The organism is Alicyclobacillus hesperidum subsp. aegles, from assembly GCF_027923525.1.
Classification (GTDB): Bacteria; Bacillota; Bacilli; order Alicyclobacillales; family Alicyclobacillaceae; genus Alicyclobacillus; species Alicyclobacillus aegles.
Genome location: NZ_BSBJ01000008.1, coordinates 24,655 through 39,472 on the forward strand (window position 1 = coordinate 24,655; position 14,818 = coordinate 39,472).

Consider the following 14,818-nt stretch of genomic DNA (forward strand, 5'->3'; position numbering starts at 1 on the left):
TCGGAAATCACCCTATCTTACTTGTCCCCACCAACTTTAGATTATCGCCATCACCCTTCCCTTGGTCATTCCAACCAGTTGATCAGGTGTTAACTCGAATACCGCTTTCGGACGTCCTGCCGCCGCCCAGATCGTTTGAAACTGAAGGAGGTCTTCGTCAATGATAGTGGCGATAGCCTCCTTGTGACCGAGCGGAGGAACTCCGCCTATGACAAATCCCGTGCGTTCGCGCACAAAATCCGCCACCCCAAATCGCATTTCCACAACTTAAAAATGGAGAACAAGGATTTCAATATATCGCCATAGCAGTTTGGATGGGTCAAGCTTCTTAAAGATTTGCCTCGCTTGCGACGAAGGGATAACCCACTTCACTGTGCTAACTTGGTGTTGAACTGTCTTTGCCATTGATCGTTTTTTAACCAGTTATATAGGTTTGGGTCTTTAAAGTAGGCTGTTTTATTTTCGACTTGATACGATATCACACCATCGACAAAGTGATACACCTTGCTCAAATCCTGCGAATGTCCCGACATGTAAAATGTCGGACTTACAAAAATTTGGCGTTTAGAGGACAACTTCAATTCGAGCACCGCAGGGTTTGTATTGGCATTTGTCTCGATTGGTGGGTTGGGAGGTGGCGGAAGTTGTACAGATACAGGTTTAGCTGTCGCTAACCACTTTTCAATTTGTGCCACCGTCTCTGATTGATTTTTCGGCGCATAGGACATCGCCGCCAATCCCGCATTAACATACACATATTGAATGTCCGTCGCTTTTGGGAACTGTACAGTTTGTTGACTTGGTTTTACAACTGCTTGCGGCACATCTCCGCAACCAACAAGTGAAACCGAGGAGAGCAAAGTCAACACCACTACATATTTCACAAGATCTCCCCTTTTAGAGTTAGACGTATAAGCATTACAATCCGTTTCGGCAGATTCCTTGTTGTTCTTTCATGAGCAGTTCCCCTTTTCGCTGGGAAGGCGGGCAGAGAAACGCCTACTCCCTGCTTGAAACGACGAAAAGGCGGCTTCTCGCCACCCTCGGACAAATCTTTTTTCAGCCCCACTTATCAACGGCAGGGGGTCTCCGTTTCTATTGCTTCCAAATGATTCAACCTGGTTCTCACACTTGACGGCGGTGAGTCACACGACTTTTTGAGGCAGGGACAGTAAAACGGGCTTGGGAATAGCATCCCTCTTTTCACTTCCATCTTGCCCCACCACTCATTACCTGTGCGCCATATTCTCGGTTTAATCTCTCCGTGACGCGCGGGGAGCCTTGCAATTTGAGGATAGCAGATGGAAAACAGTTGATCAATCGAATTCTATGAAGGGATTCGGGCGGAAGATTTCAAGGGACGAAATACGTATCAGGTTCAATATACCGAACCGAAAGTGCTTATTGAAATGGAACCATGAACGTATCCATAAACTTAAACATTTATGTATACATTTCATTAACCCTATCCAACTCAATCCTGTCTTTTACCTGTACTACTTTCCGCCCTCGAACACTGTCCGACATAAAAACGGCTGACTAAATCTTGACACCGTGATAGATTGGAATCAAACCAGAAGAAGGAGGAATCAATTAACAATGGACACAGCTATTTTCGTTGGATTTCAGCATGAAGGGACGATCAAGGGCTGTACCTGGCACACCAATATGGAGGAGTATACACCCCGAAAGGAAAAGGTTCTCGATATGATTCGGAGCAAGGATATCGACTATGCCGCGGACATCTTTGCACATATTGAGTGGACAACCTTTGAGGAGATGATTGGTGACGGTGACGGTATTTATCTCATTAACTTGTTCAAGCGTGGAGTCGATGGGTATGAAGAGAATATAAGGCGTGTCCTGAAGTTCTTATACCAAGATGTAAGACGAAATAACAACCTGATCAACTCCCAAGTTTCCAAACTAATCAGCAAGCGGGATGGGCAAACTATGGCTCTGCTCTCCGACTCTGCGGCGCACTATCACGAAGGGAAATTCGACATCGCATTCATTTTCGATTTGGATGCAGGTAAAGTGGAAGTCATTCAAAAACAGCCTACCTTGGTGGATTGAGTTATTCCGACACAGCCGCAAATCCAACACAGAGACCCTAAACGCAGGGTCTCCTAATGCTTAAGCGGAACCATAATCTGAAATGGAGCAAGAAATGTTTCAGTAACCTTAAACAAAAATGGTTACGTTACTTGAACAAAAAAACGGTTCTGTAACCTTTTCCTGACGCCCGATTCCCCGCTATATTGGCAATTCCTCCGACCTGGCAACCTGCTCGGTGCGGTCGGAGACAAGTCGCGATGCACATAGTTCAAGATGTGGATTGGTGAGCCGCTCGTGCCAATCATATGGAGATAGTTGGTTAGAGTGATCGTTTCTAAGCCGAATGGCGGACGATGCGGTCCCTCCCAAGTCTCCAAAACGACTGTCGCCTCGAAAAGAAACTGTCCCTTCTCACACAAACGTTTGATGTCCTTAAACTGTGCCTGGTAAAGCCCAAAACTGCGATGCTCCCGATAATGGTCGAATATCGCATGTTGGATGTACGGATTAAGCATTTCTGTACTGTTCAGGAATGAAGGGCATAACGCGACGGACGGAAGGGATTCGCTGTCTGCCTGGAAACGACAGTCCATCTTTTGCACGAGTGGGGCTTAATCATTCCGAGGCTCAATCCAGACTTTGTAGCGTGGCTGTCCAGCCACCACGTCAGTCGATGAGTGCACGGCTACGGCTGGCATTGAAGGATTGTGCATTTTCAAAAACTCCGCCCAACGCGGTATCTGTCGGATCAGAAAGTCCACGACTTTTTGATCTGGCGTAGCATATCCGACGTTGACGAACCCCTCACCAACGATATCGGGGTATAGTGAATCCGCCCATTCTTCGGCTTCCCACTGTGAATCGAAGACTCTGCTGTCTTCTTTGTAACGCCCATGAATCCACTTGATACTCATAACGAGTTCACTCCGTATTAAGGGCGAAGGGAGCAGGCATTATCCTGCCCCCCCCCCCCAAACGAGACCTTTTGTCTATCCGTTGTCTCATTCGCCCTGCTCTTGAACCGTCTCCACGCTCACCGCTACCTCGTCACCCGCATTCGGCACTTCGTCGCGGACTTTGACATTGAAATGCTTTTCGAATTCCTCGGTCATGATTCTCAGCCGTTTCTGGACATTTTCCTTCTTTGCGCTTCCTGAACTATACGCTTCTACATACGCTTCAGGTGGAGCATTCAAAAACCCTCTCGCCCATTCCCCAAACATCTCCGCAGGAATCTCTATCCCTCTGTGTTGCATGTCGAGCGTCAACTTGAACAGCATAGGGATATGCACTTTCCGCAAGAGCTTTTCTTTCTCGCTGGGGAAGGCTTCATTCAGGTAAAAGCAGACGTTATTGAATTGTGATTTGAATCGATCACGCTGATGATCATCACGTAGCTTCTCAACAAACTCTTTCATTTCCTTCTTGCTAAATCCCGTTAGAGGGTCGTTGAGTAGAGCGAGGATTTGCAGAACCAACTCTTGATCGACGAAGTGATTTCTCGCCGCTTTCGACAGATTCACCTTATCCGTGAAGAATGGAACTTTCGCCAGGCTCTCCACGAACTCTAATGCTGATTTGCCGAGCATCGCCCTGGTTGTCTCAATGGGGCGAAGTGGGACACCATTGTTGAGTCGGCAAAAGATGTCTTCTATCTCCGACTGAGTGATCTCCTCCACCACGTCAATTTCAAATTGGTACTCCTGAATTCTCTGCTGAAACTCCTTTGGCAATTGCTTAAATGTCAATCCCTCTACGTCAATGTCATTCACATTGGGCTTGGGCGTTTGTGTGAAAGAGAGTGCAAATTCGTCATTGAGATAAGCGAAAATGCTGGACAGGCGTTGCTTCCCATCCAGAAGGTAAAATACGTTCTCGTCCTTGGTGGCGAATAGATTGGGAATCGGGTAGCCAGCAAGCACGCTATGAATAAACATCGACTGGCGTTTCACGTCCCAGATGTTTCCCTTTCTTTGTATCGCCAAATCAAAGGACAGCTTTTTCCCCTTATACATGCGTTGCAGTTGCGAGACCTTGTGTTTGACTTTCGATGCCTTCATCAACGTCACTCCCTGACAGAATCATGATTCTGTTGCACCCCCACAATGATACCTGAGGGCAAAACTCAATACGGTTACGTTCTAAACATTTTTCATCGGTATTATAACGTAAAAGGCGAGGGACAAGGGAGATTTTATTCGAGGGAATTCAGAGGAAATGTTTTGATTCCGAACAGGGCGCAGTTTGAAGCACATGCAAGTTGTATCGCGGCGGAGGCATTAAGCGTCAAGGACGGGGATAATAGGAACTTCGCTGGTGGTGACAGGGGGTAAAACAATCGGAGTTTTTTCATGGACCGATTTAGTTGTTTCATGTTGAGATCGCATCATGCCGTCTGTACCATTTTCCACGCCTTCACGGCACGGTGGGCATTCGTTTCAATCTGATGCTTTACGGAGGCGTGCTTTTCCTTCTCAGGGATGATAACTAATACACTAAGCATGATTTGTGAGATACGGAATGTGAGCATCGCTGGTTTGATTTTCTTAATGAAGTGTTCTGGTAACAGCCCCCACATCAGGATGAAGATCGTCAAAAACACAACGGCACTTGTAGCAATGATTGTCATCTCTTCATCTGTATGGCACACCGTTCGGCAAAGTGGGGCTTTTAGTCACCTCCAAACCTCCACTCAAGCAAGTGTTTTCCTCGTTCTTGCTATTTCCTCTGCCGCTCTTGCTGGGGCAAGGATGAAAAATCCAATTAACACGAATACGACTGCCCAGGAAACCCATGCGGCAGTCATCTTTTCCCGCTGTTTCTCGTCCTTGATGGAAAATAGGTCAAGACCAACCAGTAAATATAAGATCAGGAATATGGCTAAATCGTGGCGTGTATCGGCTTCAAGACGAGAAACTTCCTGTAACACCTCGTCCATTCGTTCCACCCCCACAAGTGCTTTATCCCACACCATATGCGAAAAGCATGAATGTGGAATGAGCATGCACCCACCGTGTAAAGGGAGGAGCGTTGAACTTTGTAGATATTTGAATGTAGAGTCCACGCGACGCGAAGATGAGATTTAGACCTGGGATGGCTATGGTACTCCACGAGTTTAGCCCCTAAGAACAGCATAAGAGTATGTCCAATATCGCCGTTAAACGTAAATGATAGACGTATCAGCATGAGGAAATGACCTCGTGTATCGCTGTCACCACAGTTGACCAAAAGTTGTTCCTGGTCGTCCATTGAGGTAAATCAGAATCGCGTTATGATAGAATTGAACCGAAAAGTTGTTCTCGAATCGCTTTATATATAGTGGAGGTTCTCAGCCAGAACAACTTTTTGGTTCCCCATAATGAACTCTGATTTTCTGAATGCTTATCTAAGGAAAAGACGGTCAAAAGATGACCCATCGGGTCAGCGAGGCTCTTGTTGCGAAATGCTACCTTTATTGCTGGCGGGGCTTGGGTGGATGATTTTCAACAGTGCCCTGCGGCACAGGGGAAATGCGAATCTGTAGCTATGACTCAACCTTTTCTGGATAGTGGAAGTCTGATCGTCGTGCAACTAAAATGCAGGAATCTTCATGAAGGATGGGCATCTCTTTCCAATGACGACCAACGTGATTGGAAAAACCCCTAAAGACTGCCTCAATCAGCGAAGGATAGGATTTCCGTAGCAAGGGACAACAGCTTCACCGAACTGTGATACCCGTGGCTATGGCATTTCCAGGGATCACCTATTACAATATGTGAGGACTTTCGCAAAGCTACGGCATAGCGCACTGATGACCCGCAAGAAAGCTTGAACGCCCTGTTTTACTCTTCTCCCATTTACCCACATCTACTCTGTTTCCCTATCCTTCACGGCTTCTTCTGATAGAATGCCATCGAGGATTTCGCCGTCATCGTCCTCGTCGCCAAGTTCAGCCGTCCGACCGAAGAAACTCCACCCTTTGCTCTCCAGCCATTCGATGAATGCATCCGTGAATTCATCTTCAGATACCGTGGTGTATACATTTCCGATGATACGAATCGTGTTCATGTCGTTTGGGCGCTCCAGAATCCAACTCGTGTTATCTGGTTTCGAGCCGTTGTTTCATTCAGTCATTGTGTCACCCTCCTGCCGAGTTCTTTCCCCTTAACGCCTTTAACTCGGTGCTACTACCTCGACTTTGATTCGATCAGGGTCTTCGAAAAACAAAGCGTAGTGGTTTGCCCCACCCGCATAGAGATGCCTATCTTCGTAGAGGATTGTCATCCCCTTGGCACGTACCTTCTCAGTCAAATCATCTACCTGTTGACGGGAGTCCGCATGAAAAGCCAAATGATTTAATCCTACCCGACACCGATTGTACGGGATATCGAGATGTTTTCTCTTTGCTTGAACGAAAACCAGATATGTGTCGTTCAACTTCCAACTACGTCCCTCATCCCACTCTTGAAACGGTTCAAATCCCAGTTCAGGCAGAAACCATCCCCAAAACTCAGCCGAACGTTGTAAGTCTGATACATATATCTCGATATGGTGAAGTCCGCCCACAAGCATCTTCCCTTCGACTCAATAGTCTTCCTCATCATCAACCTCTATTTAAGACCGTGCGAGATGTCAATCGTTCAATAACCGTCAAACCATCCCTTGTCACCCAGGGTTAGCCCTTAAGTTTATGTATCCTGTAAACCCCACGGTCCATCCGTTCAAAATCAGAAAACACTGTTGCATGATGATTCGGCGCATTCACACAGCACAGCGACGTAACGTGAGTTCGAATCGTTGATTCTGGATATGTGGTCTTCATCGCTTTCATGTAGTCAACGACTCTTGAACCATGAAATGATTTATGCCTTTCCGCACCCCAACTGTAATGTTCCGCATTCTCCTTACTAATCACCATAAGCCCCACTCCCGTATATGGAAGATTCCGTACCTCATCTGAGCACTAACTCACTCTAATCATCAGTTAGATTTTGGTTAATAAAGGACATCTTTTCGAGCCGTTGATGAAGCCATTCGTCAACTTCTACAATAGGCAGTTCCGAAAATTCATCGCTTGTTTCGTGAAGAATGACCAGGTATTTGATGAACGATGCTCCAACCAGTTTCACAGCATTGTAAAGTATCTCGCTAATGAGGATAGGATTGCTTTCTAAATACATCGAAAAATAGTCGTCTGAATGATGTTGCACATAGCGACCAAGTTCCACTCCGTTGGCGTGAACCCATCCGCTGAATTTTGGGTACAAAACGTCATAAATGAACAACTGTCTTGTCAATTTGGTATCGATTTCTTGCAATTTGTCGCGTAGTCTATCCATTCTCTGTTTAAGTCGGCTATCCCATTTTGCGACATCGTTGTCTTCCAACTGCATAGAACGTAAAAAATCCTGATACTTGGCAATGCTCTCTGACATCACCGAGTCTGTGTCATAATACTTTTTCAATCGCTCCATATACCCGATACCCTGGGCTACTCTTGCATGAGACCAACTGTCCTTCGCATCATCGAATTGCTCAAAATACCATATCAATAGATAATCTTCGATAATCGTTCGAAGGATAATTGCCGCCGAGTGGTCACTCCTGTTTTGGCATAGTAAACAGAGTCCCTTTAAGGAACGAACCTGCCGTGACATCAGATATGTAAGCCCATCTCCCTTTGGGTTGGACACGGGAATATTGGGTTCATTATCATTGATGAGTTGAATGAATTCCTCTGCTGTTTTCAAATCCCGTTCAATGCCCGCCCACAGATCGTCCATAATCATCACCCGCGTATTCTTCTTTTAGGGACGCGCTATCGGAGTAAGCTCAAATCCGTGTTCGCTATTCGAGAAAACCAGCAATTTAATGCCTTTTCCTTCGTACTGCTTCCGCTTCTCTACATAATCGACAACCTTGTCACTAAAGCTTTGCGCTATTGCCGTTGCCCTCACCATATTGAAATCACCATTGACCTTCTTGCGAAGAAACCAGTCCTCGTACTGCAAGAGTTGCACCAATCCGTCCTCGTCAAAGCGGTCTCTTTTCACTTCCACGATGTTGTAGGCGATGACTTCATCTTTGTTCAATGGATTGTGCGTAATGAGAAGCGCATCCATTTCTCTCCCGAAGCTTGTCGGAATGTACCCCAAGAAGTCATCATACTCCCCGAAAATGCCTTTGAAACGTCCTTCTGTAAACTCACTCAGCAACAATGCCATCACACTGTACTCATACTTCGGATTATGGTTGCTGTTTAAGTGCAGTTGGCTTAGAAGATTCGGTTCGTGATATGGGTACGGTTCACGAATCGGGCGTGGCGGTGTGAGAACGGGGTTCAGCTTCAAAAATAATCGGAACAAATGTTGAAACTCATCATTTGTGATGGAGAAAAGGGTATTCGAAGCCCCTCCTGGTCTCTGAAGACTGAACGTCCACATCAAGCCGTTATCCTTCAAATCATACACATCGTTCAACTTAATCGGGTTCTCAAACACATAATCGGAGTTTTCAATTCGGACACGAAACGGATAAACGCGGTTAGGGTCTTGGGACTCCCATACGGGTGTGGTGTCAAAAAAGGGTTTGTCTAACACTCTATATATCCCCCGTAGTTCTTTGACATCCATGATATAGAACAGAATGTAGTCTCCCTTTCTGATGGGAGCCATTCGTGATATCAACGCATCGTTATATTGGTCTTTTTCATGATTCGGAATGCCTGCTATGCCACGACGAATGCATACGTCGAAGTTTTTCTCGTTCAGAACAAAAATGTGAACAGACATCAAATCGCCTCTCAGACGGTCGTGTTTAATTCCATCGCTATGATTTGTATTCGACATAGACCTTCTCCGCCCTTCATTCATAACCTCTCAATCCTGTTTGAAACTAAACACCATTGAACCATATTTTTACAAGCCATCTTACTTGAGCTATCATGATGAAAATGATTGGCTTCATAGCTTGCTACATGGTTGTTTGATTGCGGGACAGAAATGGGGGAAGCAATGTGACACGTAAACAGGAGCATTCGAATCACATACCATCTCACAGAGTAATGTTGCTCGAACAGCCAATTTGTACAACAACCATTCCCATGGCAATGAGCACAAAGCGTATCTTCCAAAGACATCAAGAGGTGATGTGCAAGTTGAAAAGGTATTTCGGAGAGTAGGGATGATAGACGGCGACGGTTTCGTTGAAAACTGCAAGCGTCAATGGCATGAACAGGTCACGGAACACAAGTACGAAGAATTGATGAAGAGGCTACAAGCCATCAATGACCAGATACGAGTGTGTGAAAACCGCTACAGTGGGACATTTGAGGACTTACTCCGTCGTCTGACCAACGGAGTGTCGGAAACCGTTGATATTGCTGATTGGAAATGGCTTCTTGAAGAACGGAAGTGGCTCATGGAGGAATATGATAGAGATGATAGTCCCAGACGGAATTTACGCCGTGTCCCCTGCCCCTGACCAAGGGAGAGTCAGGTTCGTCGGCTGTATGAGTATTGTAAAAAATGCGGAGTAGCTCCTTCTCAACTTTCAGAAGCGGAGACGGATCAATTCATCGTGTATCCCGAAAAAGGCGGGGAGTAGAAACATTGGGATTTGCCCTTATACGTCTCGTCCCCTACCACCCTGAGCAAACGGAGGTCTGAGTCATGTTCGTCATCCATTGCAACAACTGTAGTCGCGAGGTTGAGTGGAAAGATGGTGCCGAGCTTGGAAAGCTCCCAATCGAAATGTGCGGATCTACAGTCATCTGTGCGTGTGGTCATGGGGTAAGCGATGACAACGGGACGTTGCGGGAGTTTGATGTGCCCGATGCGGAATGAATAGGCAGGGCAAGAACGGGGATTACGGGCGGAGGGACATACATGGCTTTGGGATGTGATGCTATACCCGATGTGCCAATTGAAACATTGGAGAGAACCAAATCACCTCATCTCGAATCATAACGGGTGAATACCGAGAAAGAGGTGTGAAGCATGAGCGTATCAGAGTTGGTACTTGATTGTCGTAATGGGAACCGCGAAGCTTGGACTGCCTTAGTCAATTTGTTTCGACCAAAGGCGGTCAATTGGGTACATCAGTTCTGTAGAGATCGGCACACCGCAGAAGATGTTGTGCAGGACAGCTTACTATTGGCGGCGCGTCATTTGTCTGAACTACGCAATCCGCAGGCGTTTGAAAGTTGGTTTTTTCAAATCGTGAAGACCCAAGCGTTCCGTTTCTTAAATAAAGAGAACAAGCGAAAGACGGAATCCATGGTCGAAATCTCGGACAACAGCAATGTTGAGGCAGATGTCCTCCTGAAAATAGAGTTTGAGAAGGCGTATTCAAAACTGCCCCTGGATCTTCAGCAAGTGTTTCTTCTCGCGGGTATCCATCAATGGACGGTCAATGAAGTTGCGGGATTCCTTGACATTCCCTCTGGAACCGTGAAATCCCGATTGTCGAGAGCGCGTCAACAACTTCAATCCATGCTCTCTTACAGCGAGGACGGCGGAAACAACGGGGAAGGTAGAGCCGACTCATGGGAATCCATTCTGTCTCAACTGCGGGAAAGACGATTGGTCGAACAACGTCAAATCAAAGACACGTTATCGCAGACGTGGGCAACGTTAAAGAGCGTCAAATTTGACGTCATTCGTCATTGGTATTCAGCATCAGGAGAATCAACGGAACAACACGCAAAGTACACCTGGATGTCACCCAATTGGTGGCGTATCGATACACAGTCTGATGAAGCAGGCAATGTGACTACTGTTATCCACGGTAATCGCATGCGGACTTGGTTCGAGAGTTCCAACACCATCAATCAGATTCAGTTGTCACGGAACCCCGATCCCAAGTTCATTCTTGAGCATCTCTGGAGAGAACTGTTGTCAAGTGAGGATTTAGTGGTTCTACCGTCCGAAAGAAATGACCTGTGGCATGTATGGCTCCCAACTCACTTTGCCGAATCCACCAACGATGAACGCGAACAGGCGGGAGTTCACTTTTGGATACATCCAACTGATGGAGTTCCAAGGATTATTGAGTATTGGCGGAATGACAAATGCTCATTTAGAGAAGAAATCGATCACGTTACTTGCAACCCACCCGTCACACGTCGCACCTTCGACCTGCCAACCCACATTCCGAAATCAATGTTGCGGTCTTTCTCTGATTTGATGGGTGGATTCGGGACTCAGGTGTCTATCTCTGACGCATTACAGCAATGCCCCTTCCCGTTAATGGGACTGGACGAAGAAACGGTGTCGTCCTTGGGGATAAGTGAAACCGTCGGGATCAAGAAGTATTATGGAGGAAAAGAGTGGGCTGTCAGATACGGTCCTCCCGCTCGTTCTCGCGAACTACTTCGCGGGAGTCCTGTCGTGACATTGTGGCAAGCTGAACGGTTAAACGATGATGTTGCCCGTCACTGGGGGCTATCGAAGTTAACTGAAAAACATCCAGACCTCAGTCCAACAGCGAAAAGTGAAGTAGTTTACACGCCCAGTATGGTTTTAGCCCGTTTATTTTGGGAAAACGCCGAGCGTCCGTATATGTTGACTGCCTCTGGATTATCGATGGAGGATCTTGTAAACCTGGCTCATCAATTGAAAGTCATCATCGACAAGGGCTGATTCGTTTAAGGGGCGCGGAGGCTGGTCTCATTTCACTCCTCCCCGTCCCCCTACCCAGCCTTTAGCATGGAGGTGTTACCCGTGAAACAGGTCGGAGACGAAAAGGGCAAGCCAGGTACAGAACCGAGGATTATGCGAAAACGTCCCCGTATCACTGCTCCAATGCCCACTCTTTCGCCGCATGAAAAGAGTGTACGACGGGAGAGCAGGCGGTTATTGAGACTATATGCGTTACGTAGGTCCTTCAACTGATACAAACACCAGTTCCGCAAATTCCACGGTTTTCCGTAGCGCCTGTCCATACGCCCCTGTGACTCATGCATTCCTCATAGTGGGAAATCCTCTCTATAGGCGTCACTGATACAGGGAGGTGTTTCATTTGGGTATTAAGATGTTACTTTGGTTGCTTCTGGTTTTGCCATGGGTCACGTTAGTATTCTTGGACAAAGATACAGTTAAACGATACATGCCTGTCACAATTTTTACGTGCCTGTTGATGACGATTATTTTCCAGATCGCATACACATTCAAGTGGTGGACAATTTACCAATACATTGTGCCTTGGGGATATATGATCGATGTTAGTTTTGCGTATGGCATTTTTGCTGTAAGGACATTGTGGATATTCCACTTAACATCGCATAAATTTTGTTTGTATGTAATCACCAACGTCGTCATCGATGCCTTCTTCGCATTTATCGCTTTGGCAATCATGTTGCCTTCGTTCGGTATTGGAGCCTACAACCTTCTTCAACCGTGGCAATATTTCCTCGTCATTTTTGCCCTGTTTTTCATAATTTATGGCTTCCACATTTGGCAACAAGGCATATTCAAGGCTCCAGAAGAGCGTCACACTGAAGGTGAATCAGGTGGCGAATTAAAGATACGAGGGTCTATTCGACCAAGGGCAAAGGCGCGGTGATTGGCATACCTGCCGCATTGATCATGCGATTTCAGTACAAGGAAAATACCATAACAGATGCAAGTTTCCTTCCAATCTGGGAAACCATAACTGCGGACATTTCAACCTGGAGGTGTATTCAACATGCCCTTAGTCCCGTATGACCCGTTCAACATCACCAGACGTGCTTCTGACTGGTTCCCGTCATTCCCAAGGTTGTTCGACGACGATTGGTTCGACAGTCACTTCGCGAACATGCCACGGATTCGAGTTGACGTTCGTGAGAGCCAAAACGAAGTAATCGTTACCGCAGAAATTCCTGGACTGGAGAAGAAGGAGGACGTGAATATCACCGTCCACGACAACCATCTGCATCTCAGCGGCAAAATCGAACGGATGGGCGAGCAAAAGGACGAGAACGTGCATCGCATGGAACGGTACTATGGGCAATTCTCGCGCACTGTGCCGTTACCCACAGCAGTGGATGACACGGGAGCAAAAGCGTCATACAGGAATGGGATACTGGAAGTCAGGATTCCTAAGAGCCAGAAGCAAATCGGTCGTCAGATTGACGTGGACTTTCACTGAAACACATACAGCAAATGCCCCTTGGGATTCCGAGGGGCGTTTTCGCATTTCAACATGATGAACACCGTATTTGTCTTCAAACGTGCGTCCTTTGAGTAACGGGAATGGGGTGAAGTCCGTCCCATACCGTCGCCTTTAATTCTTTGTCTTGGGCGGTTTTCCTGGTTTCGCTGGGTGTGCATTAGGCAGTCCCAAGGATGGCGGGTATTGCGGTGTCATACCTGGGTCTAAGTTCTTTGATGATTTCAGGTCGGACTCGAACCCGATATCTGTTGTCTTTGCACTGTACGCTGAGACAATTCCTGGGTCGGGGGTCAGTTGTGCTGGTTTCCCTTGCAATTGTGGCGGAATCGAATGGGGCGTTGCTGGGGTTGTGATAGGCTTTGCGACTTGCACATTGTTCGCCGCGCTTGCCGTACTTACACCAACGACCAAAAGACCCAGTGGGAGTACAGACGACACAAACCACGTTTCAAATCGTTTCCTCAAGATCAATACCTCCCTCCACTATGCAAGACGCACTTTCTGCAAGCTCTTGTTACTCCCTGCCAACTATATGGGACACCTTCTATATACTCCTACTCGAACAGTGGTACAATGCTTCCATTCTTCAACTTAACAGTCCAGTCTGAATGATGAAAAACGGTCTGGTTGAACGGTAGACTTATATCCCAAAATTCTTTTTGATCAGTGTGACTTTTATACGTTTTCCCATTTTGACGGTACACAATTTCCTGGACATTGGGCTTCTTTATTGCCCCCCAAGCAAATGTTTTACCGTTCACTGTCATTGAGGCAAAAGAAGCCTCCATTGAACCATTTCTGCTATTCAGCAAGTCATACGACTTTACCTTTAACCGCCATCCCCATAACTTGGTCTTTTCCACGTACCACGCCATATATCCAGGTTCCTTCGAAACGCGAGGGTCGGTCGTTGTAATCAACACGACACCCTTGGAAAAAGGGATTGTCTCAAGAGGCAACACATTAGAATCATAGCTTTCCTGGGATTTGGTAGGCGTGGAGTGCGATTCGTATTCATATCCCCATACACCGCCAAGGATAATCAAGACGAGAATCGGACTGCCTATGAGCCACATTCGCGGAGATTTCCAATGTTGAGAGTGCCAAAACCGCAATGCGAACCTTAAAATACCAAAGCCAACAATTGCCCCGAAGGTGTTGAGTATTAAATCATCCACGTCAAAATCGCGATATGTAAAACCCAATACAGATGAGATGATGAACTTTCCTGACTCGACCACCAAAGTCATGCAAAATCCCAGCAGGACAACTCTCAGAAACCGATTTTGCCTTGAGGATATCAAGGGTAACATAAAGCCAAACGGAACAAACAGTAGGATGTTGCCTCCCAGGTTATAAAGGTCATAGGAAAGTGACTTTCCCGCAATCACTGCTCGTATCGTATGGAATGGAATGATATTATTCGCAGGCGCATTTACTCCATAGTGGTGCAGTGGAATTGGAAACAACGTGATCTTAGCAACGACGAGGAGATATACGAAAAAGACAAAATACAAAACTTGCCGAGTTGCTGGAGTTCTCCTCTTAATACCTATGCTTATAGCGATTATCAAGTATAGTAGAACAGCGACTACGCCGAATGGGGTAAACGTCAACACACAAGTCC

The 14,818-nt window shown here is 46.5% G+C and carries 20 protein-coding genes; 6 read left to right on the forward strand and 14 right to left on the reverse strand.

The features are described from left to right. Positions 1-36 precede the first annotated feature (36 nt). A complete protein-coding gene (locus tag QMF38_RS06370; protein ID WP_281758949.1) occupies positions 37-258 on the reverse strand; it encodes a YbaK/EbsC family protein in 222 nt (73 codons plus the stop codon). Between the two features lie 110 nt (positions 259-368). Next, positions 369-884 carry a hypothetical protein gene (locus QMF38_RS06375; protein ID WP_281758950.1) on the reverse strand — a complete coding sequence of 172 codons (516 nt, stop codon included), beginning with the start codon at positions 882-884 and terminating at the stop codon, positions 369-371. 715 nt (positions 885-1,599) lie between these two features. Here QMF38_RS06375 and QMF38_RS06380 point away from each other — a divergent pair. After that, the gene (locus QMF38_RS06380; RefSeq protein WP_281758951.1) at positions 1,600-2,076 is read left to right on the forward strand and encodes a hypothetical protein; all 477 of its coding nucleotides are present in this window, start codon (positions 1,600-1,602) and stop codon (positions 2,074-2,076) included. A gap of 122 nt (positions 2,077-2,198) precedes the next feature. Here the strand turns inward: QMF38_RS06380 and QMF38_RS14805 are convergent, their stop codons facing one another. The 10 genes from QMF38_RS14805 to QMF38_RS06420 form a co-directional block, all read right to left on the reverse strand. Then, positions 2,199-2,651 (reverse strand): DUF3888 domain-containing protein, encoded by a 453-nt coding sequence (locus QMF38_RS14805; RefSeq protein ID WP_390854207.1) that lies wholly within the window; start codon positions 2,649-2,651, stop codon positions 2,199-2,201. Positions 2,652-2,669: 18 nt separating this feature from the next. Then, positions 2,670-2,972 carry a hypothetical protein gene (locus QMF38_RS06385; protein WP_281758952.1) on the reverse strand — a complete coding sequence of 101 codons (303 nt, stop codon included), beginning with the start codon at positions 2,970-2,972 and terminating at the stop codon, positions 2,670-2,672. Between the two features lie 87 nt (positions 2,973-3,059). Further along, entirely contained in the window at positions 3,060-4,118 is a 1,059-nt protein-coding gene (locus QMF38_RS06390) for a DUF262 domain-containing protein (protein WP_072872934.1), read from the reverse strand. A gap of 326 nt (positions 4,119-4,444) precedes the next feature. Beyond that, positions 4,445-4,687, reverse strand: a complete 243-nt coding sequence (locus QMF38_RS06395; protein WP_281758953.1) for a hypothetical protein — start codon at positions 4,685-4,687, stop codon at positions 4,445-4,447. A gap of 63 nt (positions 4,688-4,750) precedes the next feature. Then, positions 4,751-4,996 (reverse strand): hypothetical protein, encoded by a 246-nt coding sequence (locus tag QMF38_RS06400; protein ID WP_072872932.1) that lies wholly within the window; start codon positions 4,994-4,996, stop codon positions 4,751-4,753. 908 nt (positions 4,997-5,904) lie between these two features. Continuing rightward, positions 5,905-6,105 carry a hypothetical protein gene (locus tag QMF38_RS06405; RefSeq protein ID WP_072872930.1) on the reverse strand — a complete coding sequence of 67 codons (201 nt, stop codon included), beginning with the start codon at positions 6,103-6,105 and terminating at the stop codon, positions 5,905-5,907. 105 nt (positions 6,106-6,210) lie between these two features. After that, positions 6,211-6,609 carry a VOC family protein gene (locus QMF38_RS06410; protein ID WP_072872929.1) on the reverse strand — a complete coding sequence of 133 codons (399 nt, stop codon included), beginning with the start codon at positions 6,607-6,609 and terminating at the stop codon, positions 6,211-6,213. Between the two features lie 103 nt (positions 6,610-6,712). Further along, a complete protein-coding gene (locus tag QMF38_RS14935) occupies positions 6,713-6,955 on the reverse strand; it encodes a DUF7669 domain-containing protein (protein WP_072872928.1) in 243 nt (80 codons plus the stop codon). 55 nt (positions 6,956-7,010) lie between these two features. Continuing rightward, a complete protein-coding gene (locus QMF38_RS06415) occupies positions 7,011-7,820 on the reverse strand; it encodes a DUF5677 domain-containing protein (protein WP_129583481.1) in 810 nt (269 codons plus the stop codon). 24 nt (positions 7,821-7,844) lie between these two features. After that, on the reverse strand, positions 7,845-8,828 hold the full coding sequence (locus QMF38_RS06420; protein WP_281758954.1) for an EVE domain-containing protein: 984 nt from the start codon (positions 8,826-8,828) through the stop codon (positions 7,845-7,847). 391 nt (positions 8,829-9,219) lie between these two features. On the opposite strand from QMF38_RS06420, the gene QMF38_RS06425 reads away from it, so the two are divergent. From QMF38_RS06425 to QMF38_RS06445, 5 genes are all read left to right on the forward strand, one after another. Continuing rightward, a complete protein-coding gene (locus tag QMF38_RS06425) occupies positions 9,220-9,519 on the forward strand; it encodes a hypothetical protein (RefSeq protein ID WP_129583479.1) in 300 nt (99 codons plus the stop codon). Between the two features lie 188 nt (positions 9,520-9,707). Further along, complete coding sequence (locus QMF38_RS06430; RefSeq protein ID WP_281758955.1) at positions 9,708-9,881, forward strand: hypothetical protein; 174 nt, start codon at positions 9,708-9,710, stop codon at positions 9,879-9,881. Between the two features lie 153 nt (positions 9,882-10,034). Continuing rightward, positions 10,035-11,678: an RNA polymerase sigma factor gene (locus QMF38_RS06435; RefSeq protein WP_281758956.1), complete on the forward strand. Its 1,644-nt coding sequence runs from the start codon at positions 10,035-10,037 to the stop codon at positions 11,676-11,678. 379 nt (positions 11,679-12,057) lie between these two features. Further along, positions 12,058-12,600 carry a hypothetical protein gene (locus tag QMF38_RS06440; protein ID WP_072873483.1) on the forward strand — a complete coding sequence of 181 codons (543 nt, stop codon included), beginning with the start codon at positions 12,058-12,060 and terminating at the stop codon, positions 12,598-12,600. A 123-nt stretch (positions 12,601-12,723) separates the two neighbouring features. Next, entirely contained in the window at positions 12,724-13,167 is a 444-nt protein-coding gene (locus tag QMF38_RS06445; RefSeq protein WP_058095763.1) for an Hsp20/alpha crystallin family protein, read from the forward strand. Positions 13,168-13,302: 135 nt separating this feature from the next. On the opposite strand, the gene QMF38_RS06450 is transcribed toward QMF38_RS06445, so the two are convergent. Both QMF38_RS06450 and QMF38_RS06455 read right to left on the reverse strand, forming a co-directional pair. Further along, positions 13,303-13,656, reverse strand: coding sequence for a hypothetical protein (locus QMF38_RS06450; protein ID WP_072873484.1), 354 nt, complete (start codon positions 13,654-13,656; stop codon positions 13,303-13,305). A gap of 89 nt (positions 13,657-13,745) precedes the next feature. Further along, entirely contained in the window at positions 13,746-14,810 is a 1,065-nt protein-coding gene (locus QMF38_RS06455) for a VanZ family protein (protein ID WP_072873485.1), read from the reverse strand. Positions 14,811-14,818 lie beyond the last annotated feature (8 nt).

Bases quoted from the DNA above. Each gene is read 5' to 3' on its own strand.
- QMF38_RS06370 (WP_281758949.1), bottom strand. From the start codon at position 258: ATGCGATTTGGGGTGGCGGATTTTGTGCGCGAACGCACGGGATTTGTC.
- QMF38_RS06380 (WP_281758951.1), top strand. From the start codon at position 1,600: ATGGACACAGCTATTTTCGTTGGATTTCAGCATGAAGGGACGATCAAG.
- QMF38_RS14805 (WP_390854207.1), bottom strand. From the start codon at position 2,651: ATGGACTGTCGTTTCCAGGCAGACAGCGAATCCCTTCCGTCCGTCGCG.
- QMF38_RS06385 (WP_281758952.1), bottom strand. From the start codon at position 2,972: ATGAGTATCAAGTGGATTCATGGGCGTTACAAAGAAGACAGCAGAGTC.
- QMF38_RS06390 (WP_072872934.1), bottom strand. From the start codon at position 4,118: ATGAAGGCATCGAAAGTCAAACACAAGGTCTCGCAACTGCAACGCATG.
- QMF38_RS06395 (WP_281758953.1), bottom strand. From the start codon at position 4,687: ATGACAATCATTGCTACAAGTGCCGTTGTGTTTTTGACGATCTTCATC.
- QMF38_RS06400 (WP_072872932.1), bottom strand. From the start codon at position 4,996: ATGGACGAGGTGTTACAGGAAGTTTCTCGTCTTGAAGCCGATACACGC.
- QMF38_RS06405 (WP_072872930.1), bottom strand. From the start codon at position 6,105: ATGAACACGATTCGTATCATCGGAAATGTATACACCACGGTATCTGAA.
- QMF38_RS06410 (WP_072872929.1), bottom strand. From the start codon at position 6,609: ATGCTTGTGGGCGGACTTCACCATATCGAGATATATGTATCAGACTTA.
- QMF38_RS14935 (WP_072872928.1), bottom strand. From the start codon at position 6,955: ATGGTGATTAGTAAGGAGAATGCGGAACATTACAGTTGGGGTGCGGAA.
- QMF38_RS06415 (WP_129583481.1), bottom strand. From the start codon at position 7,820: ATGGACGATCTGTGGGCGGGCATTGAACGGGATTTGAAAACAGCAGAG.
- QMF38_RS06420 (WP_281758954.1), bottom strand. From the start codon at position 8,828: ATGTCTGTTCACATTTTTGTTCTGAACGAGAAAAACTTCGACGTATGC.
- QMF38_RS06425 (WP_129583479.1), top strand. From the start codon at position 9,220: ATGATAGACGGCGACGGTTTCGTTGAAAACTGCAAGCGTCAATGGCAT.
- QMF38_RS06430 (WP_281758955.1), top strand. From the start codon at position 9,708: ATGTTCGTCATCCATTGCAACAACTGTAGTCGCGAGGTTGAGTGGAAA.
- QMF38_RS06435 (WP_281758956.1), top strand. From the start codon at position 10,035: ATGAGCGTATCAGAGTTGGTACTTGATTGTCGTAATGGGAACCGCGAA.
- QMF38_RS06445 (WP_058095763.1), top strand. From the start codon at position 12,724: ATGCCCTTAGTCCCGTATGACCCGTTCAACATCACCAGACGTGCTTCT.